Source organism: Yersinia sp. 2541 StPb PI, from assembly GCF_052217145.1.
Classification (GTDB): Bacteria; Pseudomonadota; Gammaproteobacteria; order Enterobacterales; family Enterobacteriaceae; genus Yersinia; species Yersinia enterocolitica_E.
In genome coordinates this window covers 2,814,925-2,835,821 of the sequence record NZ_JAZGQB010000001.1, presented here as the reverse complement: position 1 = coordinate 2,835,821, position 20,897 = coordinate 2,814,925, and the positions used below count along the sequence as shown (strand labels likewise).

Genomic DNA, 20,897 nt, shown 5'->3' with positions numbered 1-20,897 from the left:
TGATGTGACGTTAAAAACTGGCATGTTGTTATTTTGATTGTGTTATTCCTCTACCGGTTATTTATGGCAGAGGAATAGCCATGATAACTATTTGTCATTTTCCATGATGTAAGAAAAATAATAAACCTTCATTTATTGTTATCAATAGGGATTTGTCATGAATAAATATAATTCAATTATCTTGATTACCTCGTTGGTTTGCTCTGCCAGTGCCTTTGCCGGTCGAGCTTATGTTGAAACCCGTGAAGCATATAATACGGCCTCTGAGCTGCATGAAGTTATCCTGCGCGGTGGGTATAACTTTGATAATGGTTCCGGCCTGATGTTAACGAATGCTTATAACACAGGGAAAATGGATCAATTCAAACATAGCTATAACGAACTGGAGGGTTGGTATCCATTATTTCGCCCGACAGATAAATTCACTATTTCCCCTGGCGGCTTAGTGAACTCCAATAGCTCAGGTTCGGGTGGTTCCGTCTATATGGATTTTAACTACAAATTCTTACCGGTATTTAATTTGACTGCGCGCTATCGTTATAATCACAATAACTATGAATCAAAAGATCTCAATGGTCATTATGCTCACAATGACAGCCATGAGTTTGCTACTTATTGGAATTTCAAACTGACTGATGCGTTGTCATATACTTTTGAACCTCATTACTTTGTGCGCGTCAATGATTTTCACGGTAAAAATGGCAAAAGTTCTCACTGGGAAATAACCAATAAATTCAGTTATAAAATTGACACTCACTGGATGCCCTATTTTGAATTGCAATGGTTGGATCGTTGGAATGAATACAACAGCGAGCAATATCGTTTCCGCTTAGGGTTACGTTACACCTTCTGATCGATAATGAGATTGTTATCACAAAAAAAGACGGCACATTGATGCGCCGTCTTATTCTATCAATACCCGTCATACTTCAAGCTGCATGTGTGCTGGCTGCGCTCGTTACTCGGTCCATCCTTGGGCCTCGCCTCTGCGAGGCCGCTGCAAGCAGCGTACAAATCTGCTCCCGACCGATTTGTATCTCGCTTGTCGCCTTCCTGCAACTTGAATTATTTAGGGTATATTCTGACAACTGAAAAGGTTAGCGGTCTTTCTTCTTACCAAAAATCCTCAGTAACGCGCCAACGGCACAACCAATAACCACACCCAATATGACCCATTCAGTAAATGACATAATCAGACCTTTTGATTTGTTTGGTCTGATTATATAAATTATTCCTCACTTGTCCATGTCAGGCCACCTCTGTCCTTACAGCTTTGCCAGCATCTCGCGGGTGACTAATACAATGCCACTCTCTGAACGATAGAAACGACGGGCATCTTCATCTGCATTTTCGCCAATCACCATCCCCTCGGGGATAGTACTGGCACGATCGATTACACAACGGTGTAGACGACAAGAGCGGCCCACATTGACGTCGGGTAGCAATACGCAAGAATCAATATTGCAGAAGGAGTTGACCCGCACTCGGGAAAATAGCACTGAGTTGACCACCACTGAACCGGAGATAAAGCAACCGCCGGAAACTAAGGTGTTCATGGTCATCCCGTGACTGCCAGAACGATCCTGAACAAATTTCGCCGGTGGTAAGGGCTCGGCATAGGTACGTATTGGCCAATGAGGGTCATACATATCCAGCTCGGGTGTGATAGCTGCTTGATCGAGGTTAGCCTGCCAGTAGGCATCCAATGTTCCTACATCACGCCAATAATCAGGGGCATCGGGTGACGTTGAGACACAAGACAGTGAGAATGGATGCGCCCAGACATGACCTTGTTCAGTAATCTTCGGCAAAATATCTTTGCCAAAATCATGGCTACTGCCTTTATCTGCGTGATCGCTTTCCAGTAAATTGAACAGGAACTCAGCATTAAAGACATAAATTCCCATACTGGCCAGGCTGCGCTCAGGTTTGCCGGGTAACGTTGGCGGATCCTCCGGTTTTTCCCAAAACATTTTTACTTGTAGATCTTCAGACACTTCCATTACACCGAAGGCACTCGCTTCCTCTTTGGGTACTTCAATACAGGCTACGGTGCAGGCAGCGCCGCTTTCCACGTGATCCAACAGCATGCGGGAGTAGTCCATTTTATATATATGGTCCCCGGCGAGGATCACGACATATTCAGAACGATAACGGCGGATAATATCCAGGTTCTGGAAGACGGCATCAGCGGTGCCGGTATACCAGTGCTCTTGTCCTTGGCGCTGTTGTGCAGGTAACAAATCAACAAACTCGTTCATCTCTTCACTGAGAAACGACCAACCATGCTGAATATGTTGCACCAAGGTATGAGACTGATACTGCGTTATCACGCCGATTCGGCGAATACCTGAATTGAGGCAGTTAGAGAGTGCGAAGTCGATAATGCGGTATTTTCCGCCAAAGTGAACTGCGGGTTTCGCGCGAACGGACGTAAGATCTTTAAGGCGTGAGCCACGGCCTCCTGCAAGAATCAGTGCTACGGCTTTGTTTGGAAGTTGTCTGGCCGACATGACTCTGTCGATATCGCCTGTTTTCCGCATGTCAGACTCCTTATGATGTGTATGTATAGCTGCCGGATTACGGGCTATATTCTCCAATCCTAATGTGCCAAATGCTTTTATGCGCTTAATGCTTTTCGGACAATAGCCGGAATGATAAAGCGGATTTGTACCCTCCCTCCTTTCAATATAAATATTGTTAATGACATAATCGGCTAATTATCGTTCTAACACTGAGAAGCGAATCAAGTTTAGCGCCAATTGACATAATTTTTTGCGCTATAGCACTTATTAGCACTCCTACTGCTTATTGCTTTCGCACATTGTGGGGGCGTCGATCGTCGACCATACTCGTTGAGGCAAAAGTATTCGTAGTTTTAATAAGGATATAAAATTATGACAGTAACAGTAGATAGTCTGCGATTATCCGCACTGGTCTTGATGCTAAGTAGCAGCGCGATTAGTGCCGCACCGGTTGCTATCCCGCCTACCGGTTACACATTGGAGCGCGTGGTTATTTTGAGCCGCCATGGTGTCCGCTCGCCGACCAAACAAACACAGTTAATGAATGATGTAACCCCCGACAAGTGGCCGCAATGGCCGGTCGCCGCAGGATACTTAACCCCCCGAGGTGCACAATTAGTAACATTGATGGGCGGATTCTATGGCGATTACTTCCGTAGCAAAGGGTTACTCGCGCCAGGGTGCCCAACTGATACGGCTATCTATGCGCAGGCCGATATTGATCAACGAACGCGTTTAACCGGGCAGGCATTTCTTGATGGAATAGCACCGGGGTGCGGCCTGAAAGTACATTATCAGGCTGATTTGAAAAAAGTGGATCCGCTATTTCACCCGGTCGATGCGGGGGTGTGTAAGTTAGATTCGACACAGACCCATCAGGCTGTTGAGGAGCGACTGGGTGCGCCATTAAGTGAACTGAGCCAGCGCTATGCTAAACCCTTTGCCCAGATGGGCGAGGTATTGAACTTTGCAGCATCGCCTTACTGTAAATCACTACAACAGCAAGGAAAAACCTGTGATTTTGCCCAATTTGCAGCGAATGAAATCACGGTGAATAATACCGGGACAAAAGTCTCGCTCAGTGGACCATTGGCGCTATCATCAACCTTGGGTGAGATCTTCCTGCTACAGAATTCACAAGCGATGCCCGATGTTGCCTGGCATCGGTTAACGGGAGAAGAAAATTGGATCTCGTTATTATCGTTGCATAATGCGCAATTTGATTTAATGGCCAAAACACCTTATATCGCTCGTCATAAGGGCACTCCATTATTGCAACAGATCGAGACCGCACTCGTCCTTCAGCGCGATGCTCAGGGACAAACACTGCCGTTATCACCACAAACCAAAGTTCTTTTCCTTGGTGGGCATGATACGAATATTGCCAATATTGGCGGAATGTTGGGTGCCAATTGGCAACTACCACAGCAACCCGATAATACACCGCCCGGTGGAGGGTTAGTCTTTGAGCTATGGCAGAACCCAGATAATCATCAACGCTATGTCGCGGTGAAAATGTTCTATCAAACCATGGAGCAATTACGAAATGCTGAGAAACTAGATTTGAAAAACAATCCGGCAGGTAGGGTTCCTGTTGCGATTGAAGGTTGTGAAAACAGCGGAGAGGACAAACTTTGTCAGCTTGAGACCTTCCAAAAGAAAGTGGCTCAGGCGATTGAACCGGCTTGTCATATTTAAATAACGCTGATCCGACGGGCGGCCATTAACACCCGCCGGATATATTATTGGGAGTTGATGATAATAAGTGTTGGCTAGGATTCCACTCTCTATTGTTATAGTTGATGGCTATCATAGTTGTGTTGTTAAATGCCATAATTATATAAATAGCAAGGTTATATAAAAATGATGGGGCGACCTTTTAATATAGGTGCCCCAGCATATTAGTGCCACTGCTAATAAATTAGCTTTTCAATTTTTGCCAAGAAAGTCGCATGTCTAAATCTATTCATTATATGCACTCACGACTATTAGCCTAGTCTGACTAAATCGAAAGGCACATAACGTTCACCTGTTTGCTGCAATTCAACCACTCTTTCCCGTTCGGCCTGTACTGGGGCCAGCCCGTCGGCATGGATAGCTTTTGCCACGTCAATCTCACCGGTTTGTGCGACCATTACACGTTTTCCCGGGATAATTTGGTTTCTGTTTCTGTCATAGACCTTAACCATATTAACCTCCAATCGCTATCTGATCAGATTCCATGATTATAAGCTATATAATAAAACTGCTATCTAAAATCACAAACAGAGCAATAATATACCCTATATGGATTGTGCTCGATGAGGCTAATCTATTTACCTCAAGTAAAACCATTGCGGAGTTGGCTTACATAACGTGAGAAATTATATTTATTTTTTATCGAGGATCAAGCTTAACAATGATTTTTTTTGCTAATTTACTCGCGATATAACCGGTGCGGTTTGGCAATGATATTTTTAATCACTAATCCGCCGAGTTGGCGGATTAGTGGAATCTCTGTATGGATTATATTAGTGCTTTCTGTGTCAATGATTCCAGTATCTTTAACGGGGATTGCTCAGGGTGTTTCATGCCGGTAACCGGCAATAGGAAAGTTTGTTCTAACATATATTGCCCACCCATTGCGGCATGGGGGGTTTGATCAGAAAAACAGATCCAACTGCTGCCCGATGGGAAATCAATCGCTTGTTGTGAGCCATTCTTCTGATAATCCAAATCGGACTTCATTTTGTCGTGTAACTGAAGCATCAAATGGTCGTAATGGCTGCGACGGCGTTTAGTGATACCCACTTTATTTTGTAGCCAACTACTGATAGGGGAGTAGTCATCCAGTTGCGGTAAATAACGGCTGGCCAACTGGGTGAAATTTTCGCCAACACGCCATGACCGGGGTTCACCCTGAGGGTTGATATTGGTGAAGATACGGATGATACGTTCGCCATAATTGGGGCGTGAAGGGAATGCATCAACATGTAGGCGGCTATCGTCTTTACGCCATGATGTGTTATCACGCCAGGCCGCAACCGGGTGTAAACGTAAACTATTGGTTGGGCTGTGCAGGGCAGATTTATACTCTGGCAATAGTTGATTAATTAAATTTAAGCAACGTTGGTAATAGCGTTCAAGTAACTGACGGGTTAAGGTAATTTTGCTTTCATCAATAACACCCGTTAACGTGCCTTCCACTGGCTTGAAGCTGATATTTTTACGCTTAACATCAACCAATGCAGGGTTGAGCAGTTGTTTCTCCTGTTCACTTAGTGCAAAGGCCAGATGAGGTAAAAATAGCACTTTACCTTGTTCTAGAGCCTCAATAGCGCGGGCATTTTCTGTTTCACTCTGATCCCAACTGCTGTTGGGGAGTGTTAGAATCAATGACTCCGGCACCTGGCTTAGGGTTTCACTGCTCATCAACTATCCATTTTTTGATATCTATCTAATGGTAGGAAGCATAACTCTTTATTATAAATAAAGTGAGCCTGGAGGCACATATTTTAGATTTTTGTGCCCCTGATTGGCTGCATTAATGGGGGTAATCGCCGCATAATAGGGGATGATTTTACGATTGAGGTATGAATTTCGGCGTGTTCAGACCAATGGTCAGTGATGGCATCTAATTGCTCCAATGACTGAAGGTATAGACGGCTAATAAAGCAATCGTCACCGGTTACTTTGTCACACTCAACACATTCTGGTGTCTCCTGGATCATCTTTGCAACGCTATGCAGCATTCCCGTCAAGGGCTTGACCCGGACAATGGCTTGCAAGTTATAACCGAAAGCTCGCGGGTCTAAGTCTAGAGTGTAACTGCGGATGATATTACGTTCTTCAAGACGCCGCAGACGTTCGGATGTACTCGGAGAGGAGAGGTCCACTTGTTGTGACAGATCTTTTAGAGATATCCGAGAATTTTCCGCTAAAATAGCAATCAGTTGTTCATCAATTTTATCCATACCTATTAGCCTCTTTTTATTAGGAGCATTAACCTTATTATAGGCAAAATTTTAGCGTATTAACGATATCTGCCTAACAAAACTAATGAGTATGCTGGATAAAAAGGCTACTTTGATATAACGATTAAAGCCCCATACGGGGCATAAGTGTTATGAATACGGGTATTTACTGCCCAATAACTGACGAACTGGCTAACGAGGAGGTGACGTTTGGTTCATTAAACCGTGAGGGCTTTTTTTGTAAATAAGCCAAATCATAGACATCATAAAAATCTATTTCGCCTTTATTATTAATAATATGCTTAAAGCGAAGTTTAAAGTCATCACTGATATTCTTGTTATTTAATATTTCATCAATTGCTTGTGTTGATAACGCACGACTAAAGAACCACTCTCCGTTGTAGCAAACGCGTAAGTCAAGAATGCCAATATCCTCAAACTTAAATACAGGTTTGATTTCCATCATAAGGATGGCTGACATCAGGACAAAGAAAGCGGTAAATGCAATCATGTAGCCTGTGCCAAAGTATGGCGTTAAGTACATCAAAACTAAGACGAAAAAATATGACACTAGCATTGCCAGGCAAAGGTAGGGATGTTTGTAGACAAAATCGCTGTTAAATTTTAACCGGCCATCTCTTTTTTCTTTTTGATTTATTCTTGCGATGTCGTCAATTAATATTTTTTTAATTATGTCCATAATTATGACCTTGTGATTAATGACTCATAAAAATTAAACCATAATGGTTTGTTATAGATTAACATAGAAGATCAAATCTAAAGTATATCAGTTCAATAAATTAGTTAGCTAAACTGTTATAGGCTGATAAGGGATAATAGTGATGTATATTATTTACTCATCCGCAGAAATCAACCCTTGAGTGTCGATTTCTGCGGATGAGTATAAATAATAGCGGTTTTTATCGTTTTGCATTGCTTTAAACGGTCAAAACAATTTTCCCGATATGTGTACTGCCTTCCATCAACTCATGCGCTTTCGATGCTTCTTCCAGTGGGAATGTCTGGCAGATTTGCGGCTTCATATTGCCCTTACCCAGTAAAGGCCAGACTTGCTTTTCCAGTTCTTGGGCGATCAGTGCCTTTTCTGCAACGCTACGAGAGCGCAATGTGGATCCGGTGTGTGTCAGGCGTTTTAGCAACATTAACATCAGGTTAAGATCTTTAGCATTACCATTTTGTGTACCAATTTGAACAATACGCCCATTCATGGCCGCAGCTTCATAATTGCGCCCGACATACTCTCCAGCAATTAAATCAACAATAACATCAGCCCCTTTACCGGCAGTAGCGCGTTTAGTTTCAGTGACAAAATCTTGGGTGTGGTAGTTAATAGCAACATCTGCCCCTAACTTCAGGCACGCTTGACGTTTTTCCTCTGAACCCACAGTGACAATCACTGTCTGTGCGCCAAATGCTTTGCTCAGTAATATTGCGGTGGTCCCAATACCCGAAGATCCGCCGTGAATTAAGACTGTTTCGCCGGCGCTAAAATGGCCTCGTTGGAATAGGTTGGTCCATACGGTAAAGAATGTTTCAGGTAACGCCGCTGCTTCAATATCAGTAAGGGGGGAGGGAATAGGTAAGGCATTGGTTTCATGTATGACACAGTATTGCGCATAACCCCCACCAGCTATCAGCCCACAGACTCTGTCTCCGATCTTAAAACGGCTCACATCAGCCGCAATGGCGACCACTTCGCCGGCAACTTCTAATCCAGGAATATCTGAGGCCCCCGGCGGCGGCGCATACTGACCACGACGTTGCATCACATCAGGGCGGTTAACACCTGCGGCTGAAACTTTAACTAATATTTCGCCCGCAGCAGGCATCGGTGTTGGACGCTGTACGGCCGCTAAGACTTCAGGTCCACCAGACTGAGTGATTTCAATTGCGACCATATTCGCCGGGAGGTGCGTTAACGATGTCATAATATTCCTCTTGTCGCCTAAAAGTGGTAAGTCCGATGCTATGCCGGTGACTACGAGACTATCTTAGTCTGGTAATGGAAATAATTCATGACGAGAATGTGCTTAAGTGATGATAAAAATAAGCGTCAGAAAACATCAGTGAAGTAGAAAACAAAAAAAGCGCCCAACAGAGTGGGCGCACAAATTTGCAAAGGAGTCGTGCATGTATGGCTTACTTGCAGGGCTACAATCAAGACTAAGAGATGTTTGGAACGCTTTGATTGTATGAACATTACTTTTCTTACGCTATAGGTATAAATCTGAAATTGTGGACCAGGATAACCCGCGGCATACGGTGACGAGATAGCCACCGTACGCCGCGCTAAGCTTAAGCCTAACCCTTATAGTGCCAGCAGACCTGATAGTGATAGCTTTCATCCGTCAGCAAGTGATCAGCGTGAACACTAGGGCTCCATGAGTCGTCACCACCGACCCCCATATGAAAACCATCGATATTCAACCAGGTACCTTGATCGGGTTTTAGTAAGTGCTGGTGGCTGGTTATCATCAGTTGCTGCGTGCTGTAACGGCTGATACCAAAATGGAACCGACCGGTTAATTGCCAGTTTCCGTAACGCAGAGAGTGGGTATTACAGCGTAAGCCATTTTCACTCGGGAAAATGTAGGGTGTGTGCATCTGCTCAAGCGGCTGTGACCACTGACCATATTGTGCTGAAAGCTGCCGGTCAGGATAGTTTTCATGTGGCCCTAACCCTTGCCAGTCAACATATGGAGCGAGATCTGATAGTTGGCAGCACATACCGATTCTGGCCGGAGGGGGAAGTGATGTTGCCACTTCAACCTGAACATCAATGGTCATACGGCCTTGCTGATCAAAACGGTATAACCAATGTGAATGCAATAGCACTTCATTGGCAAACTCATAGCTGTAGTCGGCACAGATTTGTATTGAGTGGGAGAGGCTATCAGCGTGTAATGATAGACAACGTTGTTCCAACTGATACATTCCCGCCTTTTTCCAGCGTTCGACCCAGGCGTTGGGGTCGATACGGGTTGCTTCGCTAATACCGATATCGTTATCCAGTGGCGCACGAACAAATTGATCACGCAGCGGGCTAAGTAACACCGGTAATTCACCCACCCACCATTGTTCCAGCAAGCCAGTCTGACGATTGAACTGCCAACGCTGTTGCTGGTGAGTCACCATAATCGAGTGCGCATCTTGGATGAGCTGAAGCTCGCTTGGCTCGGTACTATTTAGCTCAGTGCTATTTGGCACAGAGCGGCGGGGTATAGATAGCGCCCGAGGTAAACGCCATTGATGCCAGGCGCTGCGATGGTTGCTGGCTGCCCAAGGTGTTTCTGTTCTCAGCCTGACGTCAACGTTTAACCATAAATGGCCGGGTTTATCTGTCAGGGGTAATTGCTCTGCCAGCCTGTAGTGCTGCGTAGTCTCAGGAGATAAATCAAGAGAAAAGTCACCTTCCTGTATCAATTTGCCGTCTAATTCAATTCGCCAATAGAGCTGTTCATTATCACTGTGTCTGAACAGATATTCACTGGTGACACTTATCACCAGTGGCGTGGTACTCAGTAATGAAAATTGGAAAAACTGCTGCGCGCATTGTGCTTCGTACAAGCTGGGATGAGGGCTGCGGTCAGGGAAAACTAACCCGTTCATACAAAATTGGCGGTCATTGGGGCTATCACCAAAATCACCGCCATAAGCCCAGTAAGGTTCACCATTCTCATCATCGCGGATAAGGCTTTGATCTACCCAATCCCAAATAAAACCACCCTGTAACCGAGGATATTGGCGGAATGCCTGCCAGTAACGGGCAAACCCACCGAAGCTATTACCCATTGCATGAGCGTATTCACACAGAATCAATGGGCGAGATTCATCAGGCAAACCAATCCATTTCTTGATTGCCCATTTGGGCACCGCTGGGAAAGGTTGGTCCTCATCCACGCGAGCATACATTGGGCATACAATATCGGTCGCGAGCGTATTTGCGCCGCCGCCTTCGTATTGTACCGGACGTGTCGGGTCATTGGTTTTAATCCAGCGATAGAGGGCATCATGGGTTGCGCCATGGCCAGATTCGTTGCCCAAAGACCAAATAATGATACAGGCGTGATTACGGTCACGCTGAACCATACGCGTAACCCGTTCGCTGAAAGCAGAGAACCACTGAGGATCATCCGCGAGACGCCCCATCGGTTGCATACCGTGTGTTTCAATATTGGCTTCGTCCACAACATACAGACCATAGCGATCACACAGGCGGTACCACAATGGATGGTTTGGATAGTGTGAGCAGCGCACGGCATTAAAGTTATGCTGTTTCATCAGAATGATGTCTTGCCGCATGCTCTCTTCATCGATGGTCTGACCGGTTTGCGGATGATGTTCATGACGGTTCACCCCCCGAATCAATACCGCTTTACCATTAACTTTAAGCAGACCCTGGTGGATGGTAACTTGTCGAAAACCGACATCATAGGCTTCTGAGTCAATCAATTCTTGCTGCTGAGTGAGCAGCGAAATCACGGCGCGATACAGTGTGGGTTGTTCTGCACTCCATAAAGAGGGGGATTCCACCCGCAGCTTAAGATGGGTGCGATCAGTGTATTGCCCTCGTTCATCAATGGCTTGGGTACCTAGCGGTTGCTGCAAACTGCTAATTAACTTATCTGCCAGCCACAATTGTACGCGGACTTGATAAGCCCCAGTTATCTGTGGATCGTTGATGCTGAGTGGAGGAATATTTATCGCTGCCATTACCTCTAAATTGGCAGAGCTGAACTCCGGGGACAAATGTGTGGCGATATGGATATCCCGCAAATGGATCGCTGGTTTGTGAAGCAAACTGACATCACGGAAAATACCGCTCATGCGCCACATATCCTGATCTTCCAGATAACTGCCATCACTCCAACGTAAAACCAGAACGGCGATACGGTTATCACCTGCCTGTAAGTAAGGAGTGAGATCGAACTCAGCAGGCAGGCGACTGTCTTGGGAATAACCCACCCATTTCCCGTTACACCACAGATAAAATGCGGAACTGACACCATCAAAAATAATGCGTGTTTGGCCTGATGAGAGCCAATCTGGCTCTAAAACGAAATTACGCGAATAACAACCGGTCGGGTTCTGTTGTGGTACTCGCGGCGGGTCGACCGGAATAGGGTATTGGACGTTAGTGTAAATCGGGGTGTCGTAACCATGGCGTTGCCAGTTGGCGGGGACTGGCAGTAATCTCGCTCCCGATAAATCGTGCTCAACCCACTCATCTGGTACTCTTTCTGGCTGGTCGAAATAGTTGAATGACCATTGTCCGTTGAGTAAACACCGTTGTGGCGAAGGGGTATCATTTTTTGCGCTGTCGCTATCACGCCAACTGTAAAAGGGAGGATGTGCTTCAAGGCGGTGATACTGCGTCACCTGCGGGTTCTCCCAATCTCTGCGTGACAAAATCTGCGATAGGGGCGGTTGAACCTGCTGTTGAACCTTCTGCTGTGACGTCATGATATCAGCCTCATTTCTGCGATGTGCGTGGATACTTTTTGTGCTGGTAAGTGATCAAAGGGTAAAAATGTTATGCGCTCACAATTGTGTTGGGGTAAAGATGAATTCAACGACAGATAAAGTAAATAGTGGTTGGATAAATAGTCGAGAGTGATCGCATTTATTCGTTTTTAAGGATAGAGCGCTTAAAGCGTGCTGTTGTTTGGCGTATTGTCAGTTCAGTGGCTAACAAGAGAGACTCAGAAGGTAGCTCAATTGAGTGGTGCAGCCTGACAATCAGGCGGGAAACGCTCTCTTCCCCTAATTGCTTGAAGTCCTGCCTGACAGTCGTCAGTGGCGGTTGGAAATAGGCGCTGTCTGCGGTGTCATCGTAACCAATGACCGAGACGTGCTCAGGGACATTGATATTATGCTCATGCAGAGCGCGTAATACACCAAGAGCCATTTGATCGTTAGCGACCAAAATGGCGCTAAAAGGGATGTTGCTGGTAATGAGTTGCAGTGTGGTCTGATAGCCGCTTTTGGCATTCCACTCACCGTGATAGACCGCCTGCGGTATTAACGAGGCATCATTGAGTACCTGTAACCAGCCCTGATAACGTAACTGGGCTGAAATGGCATTTTTGGGTCCACAGATAAGGGCAATCTGCTGATGGCCTAAGCTAATTAGGTGTTCAGCCCCCTGAACTGCCCCGACCTTGGCATCAAACAGAACACTGAAGGCGGTAGATTGTGGATCAACATCCAAGAACAGCACTGGAGTATCAGCACACTGTTGGACAATTTTCTCGCAGCCTTTGGGCTTCAGCGGAATATTCACTAAGATCCCGTCCACCCGTTGAGCTAATAGCTCATTTATGGCTTGCTGGCAGGCTGGGCCAGTTTGATCATCAACCATGGCAATCACTATTGCGTATCCCAACTCGCGGGCTTTGCTTTTTATCGCTGCGGCTATTTGAGAGGGGGCATGCAACGCGAGATCTGCCGTTGCCAGCCCAAGCGTAAGGCTATGTTTCCCCGCTAATTGCTGTGCTACGCGGTTCGGAACATAGTTTAAGTCAGCCATGGCCTGTTCGACCTTGCTGCGGGTTTTTGGCGAGACATGAAGGGCCTGGTTTAAAACACGTGATACGGTTTGATATGACACTCCCGCCTGACGTGCAACATCATCTAAGGTGACAGACTTCGGCCTCATGTGTTCCTCTCAGGGGTAGGTGGCTGCATATTATAGCAAACTCATGAGATAAACTTTCAGTACCCATCGGAAAACATGACGTGAAACAGCCTATTTAATATATTTTGCTCTTTTTATTATCGCCAGCGTTTGGGCAGCAGTAGTTTAGTAACAATAAATTTTATGATTATTCTGCGTAAAAGTGGGCATCAAGAGTATAATTAATAGCTTTTTTGGTTTTATTTTAGCCATGCAAACAAGAATCTGTAGTTTGCCCGCTAAAAAGAGTTGCTATTAAAAGCCGGTCATGAGTTAATGCGTCTCGGCCTGTGGTACAGACCTATTTATGCACGACATCTTGAGTAAAGTGGTTCATATTTAAAGCGTTATCGTTGATAGCTCTTCACTGACGAATTTCCTTCATAGTGCCTCCATAAGTAACGACTGATAACCGGCTATAACACGCCCATGGTGGCAAATTTTTTTAATAAAGGAAATACACATGTCTAACATGATGAAAGGTCAAGTAAAGTGGTTCAACGAGTCTAAAGGCTTCGGTTTCATCACTCCAGCTGATGGCAGCAAAGACGTGTTCGTTCACTTCTCTGCAATCCAAGATCAAGGCTTCAAGACCCTGGCTGAAGGCCAGAATGTACAATTCTCTATCGAGAACGGTGCTAAAGGTCCGTCTGCAGCAAACGTAACTGCAATCTAATTGGCCTTTGGCTGATTATAAAAAAACCCGCTAAGGCGGGTTTTTTACTTTCTGGCATCCAGTAAGATCCTCTGCTTTATCCCCTCGACTCTGATTAACTCAGCTTCTCTTACTCAGTAAGCCAATACTGTTCTGCCCTCGAATATATTCACCAAAAGCATACCGTTGTTTATACGTAAACCTTATCATTCTCACCTTATTCTGTACTACACTAGCAGCATTGATTTAATTGAAGGTAATATCATGAAAGTGAATGATCGGGTGACAGTAAAAACCGATGGCGGCCCACGGCGTGAGGGGGTTGTGTTAGAGGTTGAGCAGTTTAGTGAGGGTATTATGTATCTGGTTTCGTTGGAAGATTACCCCTCAGGTGTCTGGTTCTTTAACGAGATTGATAGCCATGATGGCACCTTTGTCGAGCCGCTTCACCCGTAACATTGGTGTTCTGTCTGTTGTGCTGCGGGCGACGCAATAAAAAACCGGAGGAAGGTGAGTACACCTTGCCTCCGGTTTTGCTATCTAAATATCGTCACTATAGTTTGGTTGAACGGTTTCTGGTGTTAACTCAGAACGTTTCCCAGTTTAGTGAGTCGTCACCGGACTTCTTATTCCCGACCGCGCTCTTCTGTTTGGTGGACATAGGTGCCGGAGTTTTCAGTGACGGGGCAGGGTTGCCGCCTTTTAAATGGAATACTGCAACGGCTTGAGTCAAGATTTCAGCTTGTTGTTCCAAAGAGGCCGCCGCCGCTGACGCTTCCTGAACTAAAGAGGCATTCTGTTGCGTGACATTGTCCATTTCTGAAACTGCCTGGGCAACCTGACTAATACCACGACTCTGCTCATCAGAAGCAGAGGCAATTTCACCCATAATATCAGTTACATGACTAACGGCTGTCACGATCTCATTCATCGCTTTACCGGCATCGGACACCAGAATGGATCCATCACCAATCAGGTCAACCGAGGCCTCAATCAACGATTCTATCTCTTTGGCAGCATCGGCACTGCGCTGTGCCAGATTACGGACTTCACTGGCCACTACAGCAAAACCACGGCCTTGTTCACCCGCCCGGGCAGCTTCAACCGCAGCATTCAGAGCCAGAATATTCGTTTGGAACGCGATACTATTAATTACATTGGTAATTTCAGCAATTTTCATTGAACTGAGGGATATCTTATCCATCGTGCTAACAACATCATTAACGATATCGCCACCCTGGGCAGCTTTACCTGATGCGTTGGCTGCGAGCTGGCTCGCATGATGGGCATTCTCCGCATTTTGTTTTACGGTTGCGGTCAGTTGCTCCATGCTGGCGGCGGTCTGTTCAAGTGATGCGGCTTGTTGCTCGGTACGTGCCGAAAGGTCGGTATTACCCAGTGCAATTTCACTCGATCCTTGGTAAATAGATTCAGCACTGCTGCGCACAGCTTCCACAGTTAGGGATAACGAATCCTGCATTTGTTGAATATTGTTACCCAGCACACCAATTTCATTGCGGCCAAATGAGACCGAACTTTGTGTCAAATCCCCCTGAGCAATACGCTGAATACGTGCTACCAGCCAATTAATCGGCTTGATGATGACTTTGCTGATCACTAAAAAAGCAATTAATGTCAGTAAGATGGCCAGAATAAAAGCGCCTCCCATCAGCATATAACCAAGACGGGCTTGTTGTTGGGCGGTCTGATTAATCTGGTTAGCCCGTTCGGTACGATACTTAACTGCTTTCAGCAGTGGTTCATTATAAGCATCATCCAACTGATTAAGTTTTTCAGCTTCAAGGGAAATAACTTCTTCAAAATGACCTTCTTTCGTCGCGTCGAGCATGAGTTTCATTCCCTCGTCGCGATACTGTTCATAGGCTTTTTTCAATGGTGCATCTAATGCGCTATCCGTTTCGGATTTAACCGGACGGTTATAGTAGAGATTAAACATTTGCTGCGATTGAGCGATACGGCTCTCAGCGTTTTTTAGCCCCTGCTGATAACCCTCGGTATCACCGATACGTGCCGCTGATGCTGCTTGAATCAGAATAAGGCGTGCAGTACGCAGGTGGTTCGAACTGTTAGACAGACCCAGGCGGATATCTAGTTCTTGCGTCGCCTCTTCCAGTGATTGGTTACTCTGTTTTAAGAAGTAACCTGACGTCCCAATCGCCGCTGCAAATAAAAGCAGTATTCCCGCCAAGATGGCGATAAACAACGTGACCAGACGCATATTATTAATAAACAATACTTTCGTATTTTTATTCTGTTCTGGCGCTATTTTTATATCCAATGGCTGATGCGTACTTCCACGTTTCATTGTTAGTTCCGTTTCTATAGTCGCTCGAGGAAAGGTCCTTGCCTGATGTACCCGGTATGGTTGAAGCTATAGCCTGGTTCGCTGTAACGCCGATTTACGGTGGGTACAGGCATCGCTACTTAAAGTTAATCCACCCCTATATCTAAAAAAATTTCAACAGTCCTTTAAGAACCTATCGGCAACGGAGCTAAAATAGTTAGGGTTATAAATGGGATCACGATCGCAATTTGGATTAAAGATTGATGGGATTTCTGTAATTGCGTCAATGACTTGATGGTAAGGACAGGGGGATGCTCTCAGTTGGTTGAGTTAGGGGGTATAGGTGTCATTGTGCGCGAGTCTTAGCGAAGGTGATTGAGTATGGGCGCCGACGCGGGGAATGGCAGGTAAGAGTGTTTGAGTTGATTCTCTTATCTCTGTTTTATTCTTATATGCCCCTGACGCATGCTCAATGGCTTGAGTAGAGTATGATGTAATTAATCGATATATTATAAATATTAAATTTATTGTTTAATTCATTGGGGCTGGTTTAGGTTTTGTTTAGAAATATAGACTTTACATAATTATCACACGCAACTATACTCTTGAAAAATTTCGGTGGAGAAAATAATGGATACGCAAAGTAGTAGTCAAATAAGCAAGGCAAGCTAACCTATCTCTCTACAGATTTGTTGCTTGCCGAAAATGGCGGGCAGCACCCTCTCTTATTTCCTGAGTTGTGCATACCCAAGTAGACCCTTATTACTTGACGTTATCGTGGCGCTGGTGGTGTTTGTTCACTTGAAGCCCATGTTTTAGTCAGCGCAACGAGATTCATTCAATCGTTGTCTGGTTATAACGCCAATGAGTGTGGGTGTAATATTTAACTCGATGTTTAATCATCGAGGGTAATAATTCGGGTTTTTATTATGGTATTTAACAACCACGCACTTTTTCCTCCTGGCAGAAACACAGACTATTGCTGATTTATACCCTCGGGTTATATATCTCAGCACAATTACCTGTGTGCTAAATAGCACATGATTATTCTACCAATGATTAATTCATGGAGAGAATCATGGCATTAACTCCTTTTGTCGTAAATTTATTACTGGCGATGTGTTTGGGCGCATTAATTGGCGCTGAAAGACAATGGCGCCAGCGTATGGCGGGCTTACGTACTAATGCATTAGTCGCGACCGGTGCTGCAGTATTTATTCTCAGCTCTTATGCCACATCCCCTGATAGCCCTGGTCGTATCGCCGCTCAAGTTGTTTCAGGCATCGGTTTTTTGGGTGCAGGCGTCATTATGCGTGAAGGCATGAATATTCGTGGCCTGAACACCGCAGCTACACTCTGGTGCTCGGCGGGTATTGGTGTGCTTTGTGGCTTGGGACTGTATTGGAATGCAGTGGCCGCCACTGCCGTTATTCTGTGTGCCAATATATTGTTACGGGAGGCGGCGCAACGGATTAATATGCAGCCTCAACAACAAGCCATAGACCTGGAAGTTCGTTACCGGATTCAGGTCACTTGTGGTGCGGAAGATGAGATATTGGTTCGCACCCTTATTTTACAGGCGTTAAATGGTGTGGCATTACGATTACAGTCACTTTGCAGTGCAGATATTGCCAAACCCGGTCAATTGGAAGTGTGTGCAGAAATAATGGCGACACCCGCAGCGCAAAGAGAAATTGAAAGTATTGTTTGCCGTGTCAGTCTGGAGCGGAGCGTCAGTGCTGTCCATTGGCGTATCGCATCTGAATTACCTGCTTAATAATAAAGTAATTTACTCATTAATAAATTGTTCAATTTTTTGCAATAAATAATTAAATACTGACCCACGTGGTAGTAAGGAGTTGTTATGGACGATCACCCCGGAGTTAACCAAATTAGTCGCTGCTAATTAAATATAAATACAAAGTTGGCAGCGCAATAATAGTTCAGCACATTTATCTCTCAATAATTGAGCGGATAAACCCTGTGCGTTTAGAATTAAAAGAGAAGCGTTATGACCCAATTCAAAAAAACAGTTACCAGCCGTAACAGTAATAAAAAAACTTTTGCTATCGCGCAAGAAGCCAAGAATAGTTTGGATCAAACATTATCCAAGTTGAATGCTAATTTAAATGGGCTGACAGAAGAGGATGCCAGGGAGCGACTGGAATTATACGGCATTAATCAGGTAGCACATGAGAAAGCGCCCCCAGCGTTGCTTCAGTTATTGGCAGCATTTAATAACCCTTTTATTTTTGTTTTGATGGTATTGGCGGCAATCAGTTTCTTTACTGATTATTGGCTGCCATTACAACAGGGTGAGGAGACTGATCTGATTGGTGTCACAATTATTGTGACGATGGTATTGATCAGTGGTTTATTGCGTTTCTGGCAGGAGTACCGCACCAATAAAGCGGCTGAAGCCCTGAAATCGATGGTGCGAACCACCGCCACAGTATTACGCCGTAGTAGCCATAGTGCCCAACCGGCAAAACAAGAAATTGCGATTAAGCAATTAGTGCCGGGGGATATCATTCTGTTATCCGCCGGAGATATGATTCCGGCAGATTTACGGCTCATTAAATCCAGAGATTTGTTTATCAGCCAGGCGATCCTGACCGGAGAAGCTATCCCTATTGAAAAGTACGACGCAATGGGGGCCATCAGCTCAAAATCAGTAGATGCGGATGCCAATAGCGAGAGTGAATTACTTGAATTATCTAATATTTGTCTGATGGGAACTAACGTTGCCAGTGGAACGGCAATGGCTGTGGTTGTGGCTACCGGCGGGCATACTTATTTCGGGTCGCTTGCTAAGTCGATTGTTGGCACACGCGCACAGACGGCATTTGATCGTGGCGTCAACAGTGTCAGTTGGTTATTGATTCGTTTTATGTTGGTAATGGTACCGATTGTATTGCTAATTAATGGTTTTACAAAAGGTGATTGGACTGAAGCGGCACTATTTGCATTGGCAGTTGCGGTTGGGTTAACCCCTGAAATGTTGCCAATGATTGTCAGTTCTAACCTGGCGAAAGGCGCAATTGCTATGTCACGGCGAAAAGTTGTGGTTAAGCGATTGAATGCAATACAGAACTTTGGTGCTATGGATGTGTTGTGCACAGATAAAACCGGCACATTAACCCAGGACCGCATCATTCTTGAACACCACCTGGATGCCAGTGGCAGCAATGACAATAAAGTGCTGCAATTAGCATGGCTTAATAGTTTCCATCAAAGTGGTATGCGAAATCTGATGGATCAGGCGGTCATAAAATTTAGCCGCGGTAAACCTGAAATAGATGCTTTGCGCGGCTTTAACAAGGTCGATGAATTACCGTTTGATTTTATCCGTCGTCGTCTGTCAATTGTGGTAAAAGATGAGCAGCAGCACCAGCGCTTAATTTGCAAAGGTGCGGTGGAAGAGATGCTGAGTATCTGCACCCAAGTTCGCGAGGGAGATAAGATATACCCACTGGATGAAGCCCGCAGAGCCAAATTACTGGCGTTAGCCACACAATATAATGAAGACGGTTTTCGTGTTTTGTTACTGGCAACCCGTGAATTAGGGACTCAGCTCAGTGAATTACCGTTAAATATTAATGATGAACGTGATTTAGTTGTTCAAGGGCTACTGACTTTCCTCGATCCGCCAAAAGAGAGCGCAGAGGCTGCTATCACCGCACTGCGAGAAAATGGTGTTGCAGTAAAAGTGTTAACGGGCGATAACCCGATTATTACGGCAAAAATCTGCCGCGATGTCGGGTTGGAGCCGGGGGAGCCGCTGAGTGGTCGTGATATTGAAGGTATGGATGATGAAACGTTAGCGCGTGAAGTCGAGTTGCGCACAGTGTTTACCAAACTTACCCCTTTGCAAAAATCACGGGTGCTAAAAATGCTGCAAAGCAATGGGCATACCGTTGGTTTTCTTGGCGATGGCATCAATGATGCACCGGCATTACGCGATGCTGACGTGGGGATATCGGTTGATACTGGCACTGATATCGCTAAAGAGTCGGCAGATATTATTCTGTTAGAAAAGAATCTGATGGTGCTGGAGGAGGGGGTTATTATAGGGCGTGAAACCTTCGGTAATATCATCAAATATCTGAATATGACGGCTAGCTCGAATTTCGGCAATGTGTTCTCAGTGCTGGTTGCCAGTGCATTTATTCCCTTCTTACCCATGCTTGCCATCCACCTGCTGTTACAAAACCTGATGTATGACATTTCCCAGCTCTCCCTGCCGTGGGATAAAATGGACAAAGAATTTTTACGCAAGCCGCGTAAGTGGGATGCTAAGAATATTGGCCGCTTTATGCTATGGATTGGGCCAACTTCCTCAATTTTTGATATTACGACTTATGCACTGATGTGGTTTGTTTTTGCGGCTAACAGTGTTGAGCATCAGGCTTTGTTCCAGTCCGGTTGGTTTATTGAAGGTCTGTTGTCGCAGACGTTGGTTGTCCATATGTTGCGCACACAAAAAATACCGTTTATTCAAAGTACCGCCGCCTTACCAGTGCTATTGACGACCGGATTGATCATGGCAATAGGTATCTATATTCCGTTCTCACCTTTGGGAGCATTAGTCGGATTGCAACCATTACCGTGGCAATATTTCCCTTGGTTGGCAGGTACCTTAGTCAGCTACTGTATTGTTGCGCAAATGATGAAGCAATTTTATATTCGCCGCTTCGGTGAGTGGTTGTAATTGCTTCGATTAATGTCTAGGTTTTATATCCGGCAAGACTATTTGTTGCTA

Annotated in this window: 15 protein-coding genes; 6 read left to right on the top strand and 9 right to left on the bottom strand. The window is 45.2% G+C overall.

The genetic code is table 11. The features are described 5' to 3' along the window. Window positions 1–157 precede the first annotated feature (157 nt). On the top strand, window positions 158–853 hold the full coding sequence (gene ompL, locus V1953_RS12795; RefSeq protein ID WP_083159189.1) for a porin OmpL: 696 nt from the start codon (window positions 158–160) through the stop codon (window positions 851–853). Between the two features lie 412 nt (window positions 854–1,265). Here the strand turns inward: ompL and glgC are convergent, their stop codons facing one another. Continuing rightward, window positions 1,266–2,543: a glucose-1-phosphate adenylyltransferase gene (gene glgC / locus V1953_RS12790; protein WP_083159188.1), complete on the bottom strand. Its 1,278-nt coding sequence runs from the start codon at window positions 2,541–2,543 to the stop codon at window positions 1,266–1,268. A 354-nt stretch (window positions 2,544–2,897) separates the two neighbouring features. Between glgC and V1953_RS12785 the strand changes: the two genes are divergently transcribed. Then, window positions 2,898–4,223: an AppA family phytase/histidine-type acid phosphatase gene (locus V1953_RS12785; RefSeq protein WP_083159187.1), complete on the top strand. Its 1,326-nt coding sequence runs from the start codon at window positions 2,898–2,900 to the stop codon at window positions 4,221–4,223. Between the two features lie 290 nt (window positions 4,224–4,513). On the opposite strand, the gene ydfZ is transcribed toward V1953_RS12785, so the two are convergent. From ydfZ to V1953_RS12750, 7 genes are all read right to left on the bottom strand, one after another. Continuing rightward, the gene (gene ydfZ / locus V1953_RS12780; RefSeq protein WP_050084375.1) at window positions 4,514–4,714 is read right to left on the bottom strand and encodes a putative selenium delivery protein YdfZ; all 201 of its coding nucleotides are present in this window, start codon (window positions 4,712–4,714) and stop codon (window positions 4,514–4,516) included. 316 nt (window positions 4,715–5,030) lie between these two features. Next, window positions 5,031–5,936, bottom strand: a complete 906-nt coding sequence (locus V1953_RS12775; RefSeq protein WP_372569009.1) for a Kdo hydroxylase family protein — start codon at window positions 5,934–5,936, stop codon at window positions 5,031–5,033. 83 nt (window positions 5,937–6,019) lie between these two features. Then, window positions 6,020–6,478 (bottom strand): Lrp/AsnC family transcriptional regulator, encoded by a 459-nt coding sequence (locus V1953_RS12770; RefSeq protein ID WP_083159185.1) that lies wholly within the window; start codon window positions 6,476–6,478, stop codon window positions 6,020–6,022. Between the two features lie 166 nt (window positions 6,479–6,644). Next, window positions 6,645–7,178 carry a YlaC family protein gene (locus tag V1953_RS12765; RefSeq protein ID WP_083159184.1) on the bottom strand — a complete coding sequence of 178 codons (534 nt, stop codon included), beginning with the start codon at window positions 7,176–7,178 and terminating at the stop codon, window positions 6,645–6,647. A gap of 238 nt (window positions 7,179–7,416) precedes the next feature. Continuing rightward, a complete protein-coding gene (locus V1953_RS12760; RefSeq protein WP_420073736.1) occupies window positions 7,417–8,427 on the bottom strand; it encodes an NAD(P)H-quinone oxidoreductase in 1,011 nt (336 codons plus the stop codon). Between the two features lie 373 nt (window positions 8,428–8,800). Then, window positions 8,801–11,962 carry a beta-galactosidase gene (locus V1953_RS12755; protein ID WP_442850996.1) on the bottom strand — a complete coding sequence of 1,054 codons (3,162 nt, stop codon included), beginning with the start codon at window positions 11,960–11,962 and terminating at the stop codon, window positions 8,801–8,803. Window positions 11,963–12,122: 160 nt separating this feature from the next. Continuing rightward, window positions 12,123–13,157, bottom strand: coding sequence for a LacI family DNA-binding transcriptional regulator (locus V1953_RS12750; protein WP_083159181.1), 1,035 nt, complete (start codon window positions 13,155–13,157; stop codon window positions 12,123–12,125). Window positions 13,158–13,638: 481 nt separating this feature from the next. Here V1953_RS12750 and cspE point away from each other — a divergent pair, with 481 nt between their 5' ends. Beyond that, window positions 13,639–13,851 (top strand): transcription antiterminator/RNA stability regulator CspE, encoded by a 213-nt coding sequence (gene cspE / locus V1953_RS12745; RefSeq protein ID WP_002210893.1) that lies wholly within the window; start codon window positions 13,639–13,641, stop codon window positions 13,849–13,851. A gap of 243 nt (window positions 13,852–14,094) precedes the next feature. Continuing rightward, window positions 14,095–14,286 (top strand): protein DsrB, encoded by a 192-nt coding sequence (gene dsrB, locus V1953_RS12740; protein ID WP_193784679.1) that lies wholly within the window; start codon window positions 14,095–14,097, stop codon window positions 14,284–14,286. A gap of 130 nt (window positions 14,287–14,416) precedes the next feature. Here the strand turns inward: dsrB and V1953_RS12735 are convergent, their stop codons facing one another. Further along, entirely contained in the window at window positions 14,417–16,156 is a 1,740-nt protein-coding gene (locus tag V1953_RS12735) for a methyl-accepting chemotaxis protein (RefSeq protein WP_083159180.1), read from the bottom strand. Between the two features lie 1,057 nt (window positions 16,157–17,213). On the opposite strand from V1953_RS12735, the gene V1953_RS12730 reads away from it, so the two are divergent. Both V1953_RS12730 and mgtA read left to right on the top strand, forming a co-directional pair. Then, window positions 17,214–17,912 (top strand): MgtC family protein, encoded by a 699-nt coding sequence (locus V1953_RS12730; RefSeq protein ID WP_193784678.1) that lies wholly within the window; start codon window positions 17,214–17,216, stop codon window positions 17,910–17,912. Window positions 17,913–18,146: 234 nt separating this feature from the next. Further along, window positions 18,147–20,846, top strand: coding sequence for a magnesium-translocating P-type ATPase (mgtA, locus tag V1953_RS12725; protein WP_083159178.1), 2,700 nt, complete (start codon window positions 18,147–18,149; stop codon window positions 20,844–20,846). The last annotated feature ends 51 nt before the right edge of the window (window positions 20,847–20,897 follow it).